Annotated in this window: 14 protein-coding genes; 9 read left to right on the top strand and 5 right to left on the bottom strand. The window is 57.2% G+C overall.

The genetic code is table 11. The annotated features are described in order from the left end of the window. Positions 1-52: 52 nt before the first annotated feature. From trxA to HMPREF2879_RS06360, 5 genes are all read right to left on the bottom strand, one after another. Positions 53-379: a thioredoxin gene (gene trxA / locus HMPREF2879_RS06380; RefSeq protein ID WP_049341939.1), complete on the bottom strand. Its 327-nt coding sequence runs from the start codon at positions 377-379 to the stop codon at positions 53-55. 53 nt (positions 380-432) lie between these two features. Next, positions 433-1467: a thioredoxin-disulfide reductase gene (gene trxB / locus HMPREF2879_RS06375; protein ID WP_049341938.1), complete on the bottom strand. Its 1035-nt coding sequence runs from the start codon at positions 1465-1467 to the stop codon at positions 433-435. A 246-nt stretch (positions 1468-1713) separates the two neighbouring features. Then, on the bottom strand, positions 1714-2904 hold the full coding sequence (locus tag HMPREF2879_RS06370; RefSeq protein ID WP_239662259.1) for a serine/threonine protein kinase: 1191 nt from the start codon (positions 2902-2904) through the stop codon (positions 1714-1716). A 196-nt stretch (positions 2905-3100) separates the two neighbouring features. Next, entirely contained in the window at positions 3101-4765 is a 1665-nt protein-coding gene (gene murJ, locus HMPREF2879_RS06365; protein ID WP_049354154.1) for a murein biosynthesis integral membrane protein MurJ, read from the bottom strand. A gap of 64 nt (positions 4766-4829) precedes the next feature. Next, positions 4830-5333, bottom strand: coding sequence for an NUDIX hydrolase (locus tag HMPREF2879_RS06360; protein WP_005504058.1), 504 nt, complete (start codon positions 5331-5333; stop codon positions 4830-4832). A gap of 129 nt (positions 5334-5462) precedes the next feature. Between HMPREF2879_RS06360 and HMPREF2879_RS06355 the strand changes: the two genes are divergently transcribed. The 9 genes from HMPREF2879_RS06355 (at position 5463) to dnaB (ending at position 13704) form a co-directional block, all read left to right on the top strand. After that, positions 5463-6887, top strand: a complete 1425-nt coding sequence (locus HMPREF2879_RS06355; protein WP_049354155.1) for a CCA tRNA nucleotidyltransferase — start codon at positions 5463-5465, stop codon at positions 6885-6887. Between the two features lie 190 nt (positions 6888-7077). Further along, positions 7078-7383, top strand: coding sequence for a 30S ribosomal protein S6 (gene rpsF / locus HMPREF2879_RS06350; protein ID WP_005504056.1), 306 nt, complete (start codon positions 7078-7080; stop codon positions 7381-7383). 95 nt (positions 7384-7478) lie between these two features. Beyond that, the gene (locus tag HMPREF2879_RS06345; protein WP_005504055.1) at positions 7479-8111 is read left to right on the top strand and encodes a single-stranded DNA-binding protein; all 633 of its coding nucleotides are present in this window, start codon (positions 7479-7481) and stop codon (positions 8109-8111) included. An 83-nt stretch (positions 8112-8194) separates the two neighbouring features. Continuing rightward, positions 8195-8431, top strand: coding sequence for a 30S ribosomal protein S18 (gene rpsR / locus HMPREF2879_RS06340; protein ID WP_004005948.1), 237 nt, complete (start codon positions 8195-8197; stop codon positions 8429-8431). Positions 8432-8451: 20 nt separating this feature from the next. After that, positions 8452-8904 carry a 50S ribosomal protein L9 gene (gene rplI, locus HMPREF2879_RS06335; RefSeq protein WP_005504050.1) on the top strand — a complete coding sequence of 151 codons (453 nt, stop codon included), beginning with the start codon at positions 8452-8454 and terminating at the stop codon, positions 8902-8904. A 241-nt stretch (positions 8905-9145) separates the two neighbouring features. Continuing rightward, positions 9146-9451, top strand: a complete 306-nt coding sequence (locus HMPREF2879_RS06330; protein WP_005504046.1) for a hypothetical protein — start codon at positions 9146-9148, stop codon at positions 9449-9451. A 644-nt stretch (positions 9452-10095) separates the two neighbouring features. After that, complete coding sequence (locus tag HMPREF2879_RS06325; protein ID WP_049326735.1) at positions 10096-10902, top strand: class I SAM-dependent methyltransferase; 807 nt, start codon at positions 10096-10098, stop codon at positions 10900-10902. 324 nt (positions 10903-11226) lie between these two features. Next, positions 11227-12243, top strand: coding sequence for a glycosyltransferase (locus HMPREF2879_RS06320; RefSeq protein WP_246822924.1), 1017 nt, complete (start codon positions 11227-11229; stop codon positions 12241-12243). A gap of 105 nt (positions 12244-12348) precedes the next feature. After that, complete coding sequence (gene dnaB, locus HMPREF2879_RS06315; protein WP_005504033.1) at positions 12349-13704, top strand: replicative DNA helicase; 1356 nt, start codon at positions 12349-12351, stop codon at positions 13702-13704. Positions 13705-14147: the final 443 nt, after the last annotated feature.

Here is a 14147-nt window from a genome sequence, read left to right as displayed (position 1 = left end):
TGATGTTTCACGTGAAACATCACCGAGAGTTTTTCTTTAGCTTCTCGAAAGATTAGCCCAGGTGCTCGGAGAACTCGGCCAGTAGAGCAGGCTTCGTCTTAGCGCCTACGGTCTTCTTGACGACCTCGCCACCCTTGAAAAGGTAGATGGCGGGAATAGAGGTGATGCCGTACTTCATGGCGGTATCGCCACTTGCTTCAACATCCACCTTGACCACGTCGACCTGACCGGCGTACTCGCCAGCGATCTCGTCAATCACGGGACCAACCATGCGGCAGGGGCCGCACCATTCAGCCCAGAAGTCCACGATAACGGGCTTGTCGTTCTTCAGAACCAGTTCGTCAAAAGTGGCATCAGTTGCCTGCTGTGCACTGCTCATGGAGTGCTCCTTTCTGACACGGGGTGGATTCCCCTGCGAGTAATACGAATAGTTTAGAGGTTTTCGAGGTAGTGCTGCGCGTCCAGAGCGGCAACAGCACCGGAACCGGCAGCAATAATTGCCTGGCGGTAGGTCGGGTCAATCACGTCACCGGCAGCGAAAACGCCGGGAACGGAAGTCTTCGAGGAACGACCCTGAACCGCGATGGTGTGGTTCTCGGTAATCTCCAGCTGGTCACGTACCAGTTCCACGCGAGGATCGGAGCCAATAGCGATGAACAGACCCTGAACAGCCAGCTGGCGCTCAGAACCGTCCTTGGTGTTGGTCAGGGTGATCGACTCGAGGTTGCTCTCGCCGTGAACGGCGGTGACAGCCGAGTCCCAGACAACCTCAATCTTCGGGTTGTTGAACACGCGGGTCTGCATGATTTCCGAAGCGCGGAAAGAATCGCGGCGGTGCACCAGGTACACCTTGGATGCGAAGGTCGTCAGGAACAGTGCCTCCTCCAGCGCGGAGTCGCCACCGCCGACCACTGCGATTTCCTTGTCCTTGAAGAAGAAGCCATCGCAGGTTGCGCACCAGGAGACGCCGTAACCGGAGAGTCGGTCTTCGCCCTCGATGTTGAGCTTACGGACCTGAGAACCGGTGGTCATGATGACGGTCTTTGCCAGGTGAACGGCGCCGTCAGCGGTGTAGACCTTCTTCACGTCGCCGGTGAGTTCAACCTTCTCTACGTCCTGGTAGCGGATGTCAGTGCCGAAACGCTCAGCCTGCTGGCCGATGTTCTCCATCAGCTCGGGGCCCTGGATGCCCTGAATGAATCCGGGGAAGTTCTCGACCTCGGTGGTGTTCATGAGGGAGCCGCCGGGCGCCAGGGAGCTGGCGAAGAGGACAGGCTTCAACTCGGCGCGTGCCGCGTAGATTGCCGCGGTGTAACCAGCGGGGCCGGAGCCCACAATAATGACGTTGTGGACGGTTGCGTCGGCCTCAACCTCGGCTGCCGGTGCCGCCTTGGTGGCGGGTGCGGAAGCGAGGTTCAGATTGCCCAGGGCGGAGCCTCCGAAGAGGCCTCCCAGATTCTCAGTCATCAGATATATCTTTCCGTTGTAGGTCTTTCGTTCTGTCCTTATAACAGAGCTTTATCCTCGATTATTCCATTTTTTGGGGACCCTTATCCAGATACTCCGCGCACTGTGAATCTTTGAGTAGCCACCCTGCCATAAAGAGTCATAAATAGACATCAAAAAGGGCGGGGCTTCCGAACTGTTGAGTTCAGAAGCCCCGCCCTTGTGTCTGGGGCGTGAGCGCACTGTCGGCGTCGCGTTATGGGTTGATTAGTCCACCTTGATTTCGTTGATGCGCAGACCGTAATTCCACGTTCCAATCGGCAGGGAGAGGCGGGGCAGCTCGTTGACCACGATGATCACGTAGGCACCCTTTTCTGCGCTCTGCTTGGAGGTGTCCAGGGTGACGACTGCATCCTTGCCTTCGAAGGTGCCCTTGCCGACCTCAACCGCACCGTCCAGGGATGCAGAGCTGTTGGTGTAGACGGTGAAGGAGCCGCCGGTGCCGGTGTTCTGCTGGATGGTCAGCTTGGAGACGACGGTGGGGGTCTGCAACTTCAGTGCCAGGCCGAATTCCTTGATGGTGCCGGCGTAGTTGGCGGTGCCGAAGCCGTAGCTGATCCATGCGGTGTTGGCGTTACCGTCGGTCAGGTTCGGGATGAGGGTGTCCATGTCGTTCATGAACGTGGGGTTCGAGGGCACGAAGCGAGCCACGGACGCGATCTTCGCCGGTGCGTTCGATGCCTTAGCGGTCGGGGATGCCGATGCGCTGGCGTTTGCCGCAGCCGATTCGGAGGCGGAGATAGAGGACTTGGGGGTGTGCGGTGCGGCTGCCTGGTTGGAGCCGATTGCGCCCAGGGAGGTGAGGATACCGCCTGCGACGATGACGAGCAGCAGGACTGCTGCGAGGGCGACTGCCCAGGTGCCGCGGCTGCCGTCTTCTTCGTCTTCGTCATCTTCGTAGATGCTGGTGGGTTCGGAGTATGCGGTGACGGCTGCGCTGTCGGATGCGTTCCAGTTCTTGGCGGCGGTGATGCTCTCCTGGTTGGCGCTGGAAGCAGAGACCTTCTCATAGGTGTTGGGGGAGCTGCTGCTTTCGGAGTCGCCGAAGATTTCGGTGCCCAGTGCGTCTTCTGCGTTGGAGAGTGCGTGGTTTTCGACCAGCAGGGTGTCCAGCAGGGTGTCGGGGCGGGTGTGGGAGGTGACGAGGTAGCGGCTGCCTTCGGGGGTGATGCCCAGGTCGAGGATCTGGATGTTGCCGCGTGCGTTGGTTGCGAGCGCGCGGGAGTTTGCTTCCAGCAGTGCGCTGCGGCTGGGCGATGCGACGACGACCGAGACCTTACGGTTGAGAATCTGGTCGGTGCCTTCAAGCACCATGTCGGATTCTGCCGTAATGATGATGTGTGCGGTGATCTCGTAGCGGCCTCCGAGGACCGATCCGACCGGAATCTGTTGCGACAACGTGTTCTCCCGAGGTGGTTTCATAGTGCCTGCCGTGTGGCGGGCCCTGACTATTAGATTCTACCCGGCATTGAAGGATGCTGGGGTTGAGTGATAGTTTGTGGCGTCCGGGTGGCTGCCTGTGCCTTCTGCGGGCCCCGGCGTGGGGTGCGGTGGGTGCACGGGCAGCTACCCGGGTTGGGCGTTGTGTGCTGCTTTAGCGGCGGGCAAAACGCTCAAGTTTGGAGGTGAGGGGTGCCAGTAGTGCGTTGGCTTCCTTGACGCGGAAGATCTGTATGCCGGCAAGGTATGCCAGTCCCATGACGGTGCCGCATACGGCGAGGGTGATGATTGCGGTGAGCTTGGAGGCCCAGGCGAATCCGTCGAGCTGGTAGCCGCCGAGCAGCCAGAGCGCGATGGCTGCGATTCCGCCGGCGAAGAGGGATGCGAGGGTGGTGCGGGCGTAGGTGCTGACGATGCCGCGCTGGCCGTAGTAGCCGAGGCGGCGGCGGACCATGTGGTGGCTGATGAACAGGATCAGGATATTGTGCACCGGGTAGATGAAGGCGAGCATGTACACGGTGTACTGTGCGTCGAGCAGGGATGCTGCGAAGCTCATGATGACCATGATGATGGCGGAGTACACCTGGATGCGGAAGGGGGTGCGTGCGTCTTCGCGGGCGTAGAGCACGCGGCTGTAGAGGTAGTTGATGGTGAGGGTGGGGGTGCCGAGCGCGGTGATGACGATGAGCTTGGCGATGATGGTTGCTGCGATGGGGTCGCCGCCGCTGAAGAGTACAGCGACGGGGCCTGCGAGTACCATGAGTGCGACCATGCAGAAGACGGTGGCTACGGCTGCGTTGCGCAGGCCGTGGGAGAGTGCGTAGATGACGCTGTCGCTGTCGTCGGCGATGGCGGAGGCGCTCATGCGGTTGAAGAGCACGGTGGCGATGGAGATGCCGATGACGCCGTGTGGGAGCATGTACAGCATGGAGGCGTAGTTGAGTGCCTGCAGGCCGGGGATTTGGATGCCGAGGGCGGCGTAGTGTTCGCGCTGACCGACGATGCCTGCGGCGACCTTGGTCATGTAGAGGAATGCGAGGTTGGAGATGATGCCGGAGGCGAGGGTCCAGGCGGCGAGCTTGGAAGCTGCGCGCAGGCCGATGCCTCGCCACGCGAAGTCGGGCTTGAGGCGCAGGCCGAGCTTGCGTAGGGGGATGAACAGGACGAGCGCCTGCATCATGACGCCGAAGGTGGAGGAGCCTGCGAGCACGAGGGTCTGTGCGTTGGTCCAGTTGTCTACGGTGTGAATCGGGTTGGGGTTGGGGGTTTGTGCGCCGAAGAGGAAGATGAACAGGATCAGCGACAGGATGGTGATGACGTTGTTGAGTACGGGCGACCACATGTAGGCGCCGAATGCGTCTTTGGCGTTGAGGACCTGTCCGATGACGGTGTAGAGGCCGTAGAAGAAGATTTGGGGTAGGCACCAGAGGGAGAAGATGAAGCCGAGCTGCCGTTGTTCGGGGCTCCATCCTGAGCCCATAATGCTGATGATGGGCCAGGCGCAGGCGACAGTGATAATGGTGATGAGGCCGATTGCGGTGACGGTGAGGGTGACGAGTTTGGAGATATATCGTGCGCCGCCGTCTTGTGCTTTGGCCGCCTTGATGATTTGGGGTACGAGGACTGCGTTGAACACGCCGCCTGCTACGAGGACGTAGATGAGGTTGGGTAGGGTGTTGGCGGTTTCGAAGACGTCGCCGACGGTTGAGAGTGAGCCGATGGCTACGGTGAGCAGGATGGTCTTGACGAATCCGAGGATGCGCGAGACGAGGGTGCCTGCTGCCATGATTGCGCTTGAGCGGGCGTCGTTACGTGCCACGTATGTCTCTCCTGTGTCGGCGGATGATTGCTTCTTTTAGTTTTTGGGCTCTTACAGTGGGTGGTTAGAGCTGGGTGGTGATGTATTCGCGCGCGCTACGGGCGATGTGTTGCTCGTTGGCGAATGAGAGGCGGGTGGGGAGCTCTTCGAGGGGGACCCATGCGACGTCGATTGCTTCGTGGTCGGGGTCGTTGTCGATGCTGAGTTCTCCGCCGGTTGCTGCGAAGAGGTAGTGGTGCACGGTTTTGTGGATGCGCGTGCCGTTGGAGGTGAACCAGTAGGCGATGGTGCCGAGGGAGGCTACGGGGTAGCCGGTGATTCCGGTTTCTTCGCTGATTTCGCGTTGTGCGGCTTCGACGGTGGTTTCGCCATGTTCGATGTGGCCTTTGGGCAGGCACCATTCGCGTTGGCCGTTGCGGTTGATGCGGGCGATGATGGCTACGGGTAGCTGTTCGGGTCGGTCGAAGTCGATGATGAGCCCGCCTGCGGAGACTTCTTCGGGGGCGGGTACCGCTCGCGCGGGCGCGGTGAAGCGCGTTTTGGGGGCGCGGGGTACGGGAATGCTCATGGTTCTACCTTAACCGATATGTGAGGGTTTGTGTGTCTCGGTTTTGGGTGAGATAGCTGTCTCTTTGGCTTGGGTGTTGTGGGTGTGGGGTGGGCGCATGGGTGGTTTTTCTGGCACGATTAAAGGATTATGTCGCTGATTATTGATGTTGTGTCGAAGTACCCGGATGCCGCCGAGCTGGGAGAACTGTACCGTGCGGCGGGTTTTGAGCTGTACTTGGTGGGCGGTATTGTCCGCGATAATCTGCGGGTTGAGGATGGTCTCTTCACCGATTTTGATTTGACGACGGATGCTACTCCGGAGCAGAGCGAGCAGATTCTGCGTGGGTGGGGTGAGCATACGTGGGATATCGGCAAGGAGTACGGCACGATTAGTGCGCGTAAGAATGGCGTGGTGTATGAGGTGACCACGTACCGTGCTGAGGTGTATGTTTCGGATTCGCGTAAGCCGACGGTTGAGTTCGGTACGGATTTGAGCGCAGATTTGGTGCGTCGTGATTTCACGATTAATGCGATGGCGGCGGCTTTGCCCAGTGGTGAGGTTGTTGACTTGTTTGGCGGCGTTGAGGATTTGCGTGCGGGTGTTTTGCGTACTCCGCGCTCGCCGCAGGAGTCTTTCTCTGAGGATCCGCTGCGTATGATGCGTGCGGCTCGTTTTGCTGCGCGTTTTAATCTTGAGGTTGCCCCGGAGGTTTTCGAGGCGATGCGCGAGATGGCTGGCCGTATTGAGATTATTTCGGCTGAGCGTGTGCGTGATGAGCTGGTGAAGCTGATTGAGGCGGATTATCCGCGGGTGGGTTTGAACCTGCTGGTGGATACGGGTCTGGCGGATTATGTGTTGCCGGAGCTTCCTGCGTTGCGTATGGAGATGGATCCTGCGCATCACCATAAGGATGTGTATGCGCATTCGTTGAAGGTGATGGAGCAGGCGATGGAGAAGGAGACGGACGAGGATGGTCCGTGTCCGGCTCCTGATTTTATTCTGCGTTTTGCGGCGTTGATGCACGATATTGGTAAGCCGAAGACTCGTAAGTTTGAGAAGGACGGCTCCGTCTCGTTCCTGCACCACGAGGTGGTGGGCGCGAAGATGGTGAAGAAGCGTATGCGTGCGCTGCGTTTTGATAATGACACGATTAAGGCTGTGGCTCGTCTGGTGGAGCTGCATATGCGATTCTATGGTTACCGTGAGTCGGGTTGGACTGATTCTGCGGTGCGCCGTTATGTGCGTGATGCGGGCGATCAGCTGGAGCGTCTGCATCGTGTGTCGCGTTCTGATGTGACGACTCGTAATCGTCGTCTGTCGCGCTCGCTGGCTGAGGCGTATGACGATTTGGAGCGTCGTATTGCTGAGTTGGCTGCTCAGGAGGAGCTGGATTCGATTCGTCCGGATCTGGATGGCGGTCAGATTATGCAGATTCTTGGTATTGCGCCGGGCCCGGTGGTGGGCGAGGCGTATAAGTTCTTGTTGAATTTGCGTCTGGATGAGGGTTCGCTTCCTGAGGAAGAGGCGAAGGCTCGTCTTCTGCAGTGGTGGGAGCAGCGTCGGGAGGCGTAGCTTCTGCGGTTTTCGGTACTGCATCGCATGGTTGAGGTCACGCGGTGCGGTACTGTTCTATCTGCTTTTTCTCGTGTATTGTTAAGAAATCTATGCGTGTTCCCCGCCCGGTGTGTTTCACGTGTAGGGCACAATGAATCTCCTGCTATGGAAATCCCATAGCCGTTTAGCCCAAAGGAGGGGTTTAATCATGCGTGCATATGAACTGATGGTTATCCTCAGCCCCGAGGTTGAGGACCGTGCGGTTGAGCCGTCGCTGTCCAAGTTCCTCGAAATCGTGACCAACGAGGGTGGTTCCGTCGACAACGTCGACATCTGGGGCCGTCGTCGCCTGGCATACGAGATCCAGAAGAAGTCTGAGGGTATCTACGCAGTGGTGAACTTCACCTCTACCCCCGAGACCGCAGCTGAGCTCGATCGTGTTCTGAACCTGAACGAGTCCGTCATGCGTACCAAGATCATCCGCCCGGAGGATCAGAAGATCTCCAGCAAGTAGTTGTTTCTTGCCGGTCGGCTGACCCCCTAAAAATGTCAGGGGGTTGCGCTGTACTGGATTCAACATACTTGTAACTCTTATCGAGGAGGCATCAAATGGCAGGCGATACCGTTATTACCGTTATTGGTAATCTGACTGGCGATCCGGAGCTTCGTTACACCCCTGCGGGTGCGGCGGTTGCTAATTTCACGATCGCATCGACTCCGCGTACTTTTAACCGCCAGACGAACCAGTGGGAGGATGGGGAGACCCTGTTCCTGCGTGCGTCGGTGTGGCGTGGTTACGCTGAGAATGTTGCAGAGACTCTGAAGAAGGGTACTCAGGTTATCGCGCAGGGCCGTCTGAAGTCTCGCTCGTACGAGACCAAGGAAGGCGAGCGTCGTACTTCGTTTGAGCTTGAGGTCGAGGAGATCGGCCCGACTCTGCGTTTTGCTACTGCTCAGGTGACTCGCGCACAGCGTTCTGCCGGAGGTAATAACTTCGGTGGCGGTGCACAGGGTGGCTTTGGTGGTGGCGCTGGGTACAACGCTGCTGCTCAGGGCGGTTTCTCCGCTCCTCAGCAGAACAATTTTGCTGCTGCTCAGGGTAATGGTTACTCTGGCCAGTCTGGCTACTCCGCTCCGGCTGCTCCGGCGGCCCCCGCAGCTCCTGCTGCTGATCCGTGGAGTTCTCAGTCTGGTGGTAACTATGACTGGGGTAGCGGCGCCGACGACGAACCTCCGTTCTAAGCCGGTTTCGTTTTCCGAATAGTAATTTATCAATCCATCCCGCGGTTATCCGCCGCGGGCTCCCAACTCTAAGGAGCACCACGATGGCTAAGGCTGAAATCCGTAAGCCCAAACCCAAGCAGAACCCCCTCAAGGCTGCTGACGTCACCGTTATCGACTACAAGGACGTCGCACTTCTGCGCAAGTTCATCTCCGACCGCGGCAAGATCCGCGCTCGCCGCGTGACTGGCGTGACCGTTCAGGAGCAGCGCAAGATCGCTCAGGCTATTAAGAACGCCCGCGAAGTTGCACTGCTGCCCTACTCCGGCGCTGGCCGCTAAAGAGAAGGAGAGACAGTAACATGGCTAAGATCATTCTGACTCAGGAAGTTTCCGGCCTCGGTGCAGCTGGCGATGTTGTCACCGTTAAGGACGGTTACGCACGTAACTACCTGCTGCCCCGCGGCTTCGCCGTGACCTGGACCCAGGGTGGCGAGAAGCAGGTTGAGTCCATCCGCGCCGCTCGTGCGGCTCGTGCTAAGGCTTCTCTGGAAGAGGCTCAGGCAATTGCTGCGTCCCTGGCTGCTAAGCCGGTTGTCGTTGCACACAAGGCTGGCGCTGACGGCCGCCTGTTCGGTACCGTCAAGGCTGAGGCTATTGCTGAGGCTATTGAGGCTGCTGGCATTGGCTCCGTTGACAAGCGCACCATCCACCTGGGTTCCGCTATCAAGCGCACCGGTGAGTACAAGGTGACTGTCCGCCTGCACGCTGACGTTGTCGCTAACGTTGTCCTGGACGTCGTTGCTGCTGCGTAAGTAGATTTTTAGATATTTGACGCTGGTGCTTTGATGCTGCGGCGTTGAGTGTCGGACGGGGTGTCCCTCTTCGTGAGGGGCACCCCGTTTGTTGTACCCATAGCTGTGCCCGCTCCGGTGCATGTTTCACGTGAAACATTGTTTTTGAGAGGTTGAGAATAGGGGTAGGGTAGTAGAAGGATTGGTGGCTAGAGCGGTTGCGGCTGCGAAGTACGCCAATTGACCCCGTAGACTGGTAGACATGGCTCGATCTTTTTCACGTTTGTCTTCTAGCGCGCAGCTTCTGTCCACGGGTGTGGTGTTGGAGTGCATCAATTTGCTGCTGTGCGCTCTAGCGGTTATCCCATTTGCGGACGCGAATGTCGCTACTGCTCTTCTGCTTCTTTTGCTGGTGGTTGGCGGCCTTGCGTCCAGTGTTGCGCTGGTGTGCGCGCTGGTGGGTCTGGTGAAGTTCCGTCAGTACCGCGTGGCTAATATTTGCTTGGCGGTTATTTCTGTAGCGGTTAACCCGTTGGTGCTGCTGGGTCTGTATATGGCGGCTTATTAGCCCGGTTTAGAGTCCGCGAACTGCACAATATCAAAGCTCTCAGGGTTCTGTTGGTTTTCTCCCAGCTTGTTTCCAGCGAAATTCAATCCTCCCATAAGGTTGGGGGTGTTTACTATAAGTGTTGGTTCGAGAGGACTGCGATGTGAATGTGTGTGTTTCGTGTAGCGGGGTCGCCCGCTAGCGAAAGAAGGATGGCAAGGCAAAAGCGCCTTGCCTTTCTTCTTTTAACGCGACGTGTAGTTTCCGCGTGAAATCCGGGGTGCTGCACCTCGATTTTGAAGAAAAATCTATTCCCAGCTTTCTTACAGCTTTAACCTACAGGGAATAAAGGTTTACGCGTAATACTTTATATAGATGGTTCGAGAGGACCATCAGAAAGTTGGACTTTCCTTGCGGAAGTGGCTCTGATTTTCGTATGTATGTGTGTGTGATGAGACTGGGGTTGGACCGAGAGGTTCAGCTCCAGTTTCTGTTTAATCTCTAGGGTGTGTGGCAAGGATGGCTGTAGTGGTGTTGCGGCATGCTGTAACAAAGGGCAACCACACTTCTATATAACGTCACATTTCCTTTCTTGGGGTGGCGGGTCTAGAATTGGGAAAGATAAATTTTGCATATTAAATACAAGTATTGAGGAGTTGTCTTCCGTGTCTAAGACCCCTTCCGTTCCCGGTACCGACCGCCCCGCCGAAAAGGCAGCAGGTCACTGGCTGCTGGCTCAGCTGGGCAAGAAGGTTCTGCGCCCCGGCGGCCGCGAGACCACCAACTGGCTGCTGGCTCGTGCTCTGGGCGGCGACATTGACGTCGTGGAGTTTGCGCCGGGCCTGGGTATTACCGCCCTGGAGATTGTGAAGCGTTCCCCCAAGAGCTATACCGGTGTGGACCTTGATCCCAAGGCTGCTGAAATCGTAACCGAGCGTATTGGTGCATCGACTAAGCCGAACTACCGTGTGGTGAACGCTAGCGCACAGGAGACCGGTCTGCCCTCGGAAAGCTATGACGCCGTGGTGGGCGAGGCGATGCTGACCATGCAGACCGATAAGCACAAGCTGGAGATTATGCGTGAGGCGGCTCGTCTGCTGCGTCCGGGCGGCTACTACGCTATTCACGAGATGTCGCTGGTTCCCGATTATCTGCGCCCCGAGCTGAAGGAAGAGATTCAGAAGGATTTGGCGCGTACTATCCGCGTGAATGCCCGCCCGCTGACTGTTGCCGAGTGGACTGCTCTGGCGGAAGAGGCTGGCTTTGAGGTGCTGGATGTGTACCAGACCGATATGGCTCTGCTGGAGCCGAAGCGTCTGCTGGCTGATGAGGGTCCCGCTGGCGTTGCGAAGATTGCGTTCAACCTGGCGCGTAAGCCGCAGATTCGTGAGCGTGTGCTGGGTATGCGCGGTGTATTCCGCCGTCATGCCGACCATATTGGCGCTATCGGTCTGATTCTGCGTAAGAAGTAAGACAGAATCACACCGCAAAGCTTATACAGCGAAACGGAGCCCCAGTATTCCTCTCTATCCGAGGGAATACTGGGGCTCCGTTTTACACTGGTGAGGTTATGAGCCGCAGATTCGGCTCAGTCACGTGTGCGCCTACCGGAGTTTGTTATGAGCCGTATTCTTTTCTCTCCCGAAAGCTTCAATATGGGTGAAACCACGCGCTGCATTGAGATAGCGCGTGTGGCTCGGGAGCGAAGTCATACGGTCTTGTTCCACGTGTATTCCCCTAAGTACTTGGGGCTACTGGAAAACGCGGGGCTTCCTGTGCATCTTCGCGAGCCAATTATGAGCGATGCTGAGGCGGAGCAGATTATGGCGCTGGATCAGGGCAGGGGAGTGCGGCATCCTTTCACGACCGATATGGTGCGTCGGCGGGTCACCGCTGAACTTGCGGCTATTCGTGACTTTAGCGCGGATGCTGTGGTGATTGGTTCTAACCTGACGATGCTGCTGTCTGCGCGTATTGCCGGTGTCCCCATTTTCTATGCGCGCCCGTATGCGTACTCGTCGACGTATTTTTCGAAGAAGCCTGCAGCCAGCGAGCTCGCGGCGCCGGGATGGTTGCGGGCTGTGGCGCGGGTGTTTTCGTATAAGCCAGCTTCTTTTACGCGTGTGGCGCGTGAGCATGGGCTCACGCTTCCTCGCCGTACTGTTGATATGCTCAGTGCCGACGTGAATCTTATCTGTTCTCTGTTTACGCAGCTGCGCGGGGATTCTTTGGTAGAGCCTGATGTTGGTGTGGGGCCTATTTATTACCGTGCGCCCGGTGAACTGCCGCAGATTGTTCGCGAGCGCAGGGAGCGGCCACTGATTTACGTGGGAATGGGCTCATCCGGCTCCGCAGATATTTTGGTGCAGGTGCTGCAACAGTTGTCAGCCGCTCCGGTGGATGTGCTGGTTGGCGGCGGGGTGCAGCTCTCGGATACCCACCTGCTGGGCAGCAATATCCATTTCGCCGGGACTGTTCCGGCGCATCTGCTCACCGGTCATATTGATGCCTCGATAACCCACGGCGGTGAGGGAACGGTGCAGACGGCGTGCCTGGCGGGTGTACCGTTTGCCGGTATTGCGATGCAGGCGGAGCAAAGCTGGAATATTGAGGAGTGCGTGCGCTACGGTAACGCCCTGCGCTTTACGAAGAATGATGTGCGCCGCGGCAATGTGCGCGATATTCTGGGCCGTCTGCTCAGCGATGAGGGCATGCGCGCTAGGGCACGGCAGCTGGGTGAGGCAATGCGCACTATGGATGGTGCGGCGCTCGCCGTTGAGAAGATTGAGGATTATCTGCGCGCGGCCCATTAGGCGTGTATGTATTTCGCGTGTGCCTTCGTGAGAAACTAGCATAGGAGTTCTGCAGAAATTGTTTCTGGAACGTCGTAGATATCGGATTGAAACGCGAGGATAAGCATGTCTGAAACTGCCATTGATTATGGTTCCCGCACTATGCCCCATGATGATGTGGCTGAGCAGTCGGTGCTCGGTGGCATGCTGCTGTCGAAGGACGCTATTGCGGATGTGGTTGAGAGCCTGCGTGCCTCTGATTTCTATAAGCCGGCGCACGAGACGATTTATGAGGCGATTCTTTCTCTCTATGGTCACGGCAGCCCTGCGGATGCGATTACGGTTGCTGATGAGCTGAAGAAGCGCGGCGAGCTGACTCGTGTGGGCGGCGCGTCCTATATTCATACGCTGATTGCGTCGGTTCCGACTGCTGCTAACGCTCAGTATTACGCTGAGATTGTTAAGGAGCACGCGATTATGCGCCGCCTGATTGAGGCGGGTACGAAGATCGCTCAGCTGGGTTACGCCAATGAGACTGAGGTCGATACTTTGGTGGATCAGGCGCAGGCTGAGATTTATGCGGTGACTGATGGTAACGCGAAGGAAGACTATGTGTCTTTCTCTGAGGCGTTGGAGGAGACCATCAATGAGATTGATGCGAACTCGAACCGCCCGGATGGCGTGTACGGTGTGCCGACTGACTTTATTGAGTTTGATGAGCTGACCGGTGGTCTGCATGGCGGCCAGATGATTGTTATTGCGGCTCGTCCGGGTGTGGGTAAGTCGACTCTGGCTCTGGATATTGCTCGTTCTGCTGCTATTCATCATCAGATGACGACTGTGTTTTTCTCGCTGGAGATGAGTCGTACTGAGTTGGCGATGCGTATTCTCTCCGCGGAGGGCAAGATTTCGATGGGTCGTCTGAAGAAGGGTGACCTGGATACTGAGGGTTGGACGAACCTTGCGACTCTGCAGGGCCGTATTGATTCTGCTCCTCTCTTTATTGATGATTCGCCGAATATGACTCTGATGGAGATTCGCGCGAAGTGCCGTCGCCTCAAGCAGCGTAATGATTTGAAGCTTGTGGTGCTGGACTACCTGCAGCTGATGAGTTCGGGTAAGAAGGTTGAGTCGCGTCAGCAGGAGGTTTCGGAGTTCTCTCGTAGCCTGAAGCTGTTGGCTAAGGAGCTGGATGTTCCGGTGATTGCGCTGTCGCAGTTGAACCGTGGTTCGGAGCAACGTACTGATAAGCGTCCGATGGTTTCGGATCTGCGTGAGTCGGGTTCTATTGAGCAGGATGCGGATATGGTGATTCTGCTGCATCGTGAGGATATGTATAACCCGGATAGTGAACGCGTGGGTGAGGCAGACATGATTATTGCTAAGCACCGTGGTGGTCCGACTCGTACTATCCCGTTGGCGTTTAGCGGTAAGTACTCGCGCTTCAACAATATGGCGAATGAGGCGCCTCCCCAGTACTAACCCCGTACTCAACTAATTCAGTACTAAGCGTTTCAGCGCTAGGCGTCAGCACTCTGTAGCTGTGCCCCTCTTCTTCTATTCCTTGCAGGATGGAAGGGGAGGGGCTTTTTGTATCTATAGGTAATAGGTATGGGCGCCCAGGCGCATGGTTAGGAATCGTGCAGGGTTAGGAATCAAGCGCAGGGTATGGGAATAGGGGCTGCGGAGGGGGTTCTAGAGGGCATTCTGTGAGGGTTTGAGTGGTTTCTTCTGCGTTTATAAGGTTTTTTGGAAGTTTTTTAAAGATTTTTTAGCACCCATAAAACGCACTGACTAGGCTGTTTGATGTTTGTGAGGGTGTTTGAGACCCTTTCAAGGCCCTGTTTGTGTCCCACTTCACCCATTTTCGGGTTGCAGGGCTGTTTGGTGGTCTGTATAGTTGTATGAGTCGCCGCGGCGAGGAG

Origin of the sequence: Rothia sp. HMSC069C04, assembly GCF_001812895.1 — a bacterium.
Lineage (GTDB): Bacteria > Actinomycetota > Actinomycetes > Actinomycetales > Micrococcaceae > Rothia.
This window is presented reverse-complemented; position numbering and strand designations above follow the sequence as displayed.

What these genes read in the sequence shown, in the direction of transcription:
- trxA (WP_049341939.1), bottom strand. Translation starts at nt 379, where the DNA reads ATGAGCAGTGCACAGCAGGCAACTGATGCCACTTTTGACGAACTGGTT.
- trxB (WP_049341938.1), bottom strand. Translation starts at nt 1,467, where the DNA reads ATGACTGAGAATCTGGGAGGCCTCTTCGGAGGCTCCGCCCTGGGCAAT.
- HMPREF2879_RS06360 (WP_005504058.1), bottom strand. Translation starts at nt 5,333, where the DNA reads ATGAGCATTCCCGTACCCCGCGCCCCCAAAACGCGCTTCACCGCGCCC.
- HMPREF2879_RS06355 (WP_049354155.1), top strand. Translation starts at nt 5,463, where the DNA reads ATGTCGCTGATTATTGATGTTGTGTCGAAGTACCCGGATGCCGCCGAG.
- rpsF (WP_005504056.1), top strand. Translation starts at nt 7,078, where the DNA reads ATGCGTGCATATGAACTGATGGTTATCCTCAGCCCCGAGGTTGAGGAC.
- HMPREF2879_RS06345 (WP_005504055.1), top strand. Translation starts at nt 7,479, where the DNA reads ATGGCAGGCGATACCGTTATTACCGTTATTGGTAATCTGACTGGCGAT.
- rpsR (WP_004005948.1), top strand. Translation starts at nt 8,195, where the DNA reads ATGGCTAAGGCTGAAATCCGTAAGCCCAAACCCAAGCAGAACCCCCTC.
- rplI (WP_005504050.1), top strand. Translation starts at nt 8,452, where the DNA reads ATGGCTAAGATCATTCTGACTCAGGAAGTTTCCGGCCTCGGTGCAGCT.
- HMPREF2879_RS06330 (WP_005504046.1), top strand. Translation starts at nt 9,146, where the DNA reads ATGGCTCGATCTTTTTCACGTTTGTCTTCTAGCGCGCAGCTTCTGTCC.
- HMPREF2879_RS06320 (WP_246822924.1), top strand. Translation starts at nt 11,227, where the DNA reads ATGAGCGATGCTGAGGCGGAGCAGATTATGGCGCTGGATCAGGGCAGG.
- dnaB (WP_005504033.1), top strand. Translation starts at nt 12,349, where the DNA reads ATGTCTGAAACTGCCATTGATTATGGTTCCCGCACTATGCCCCATGAT.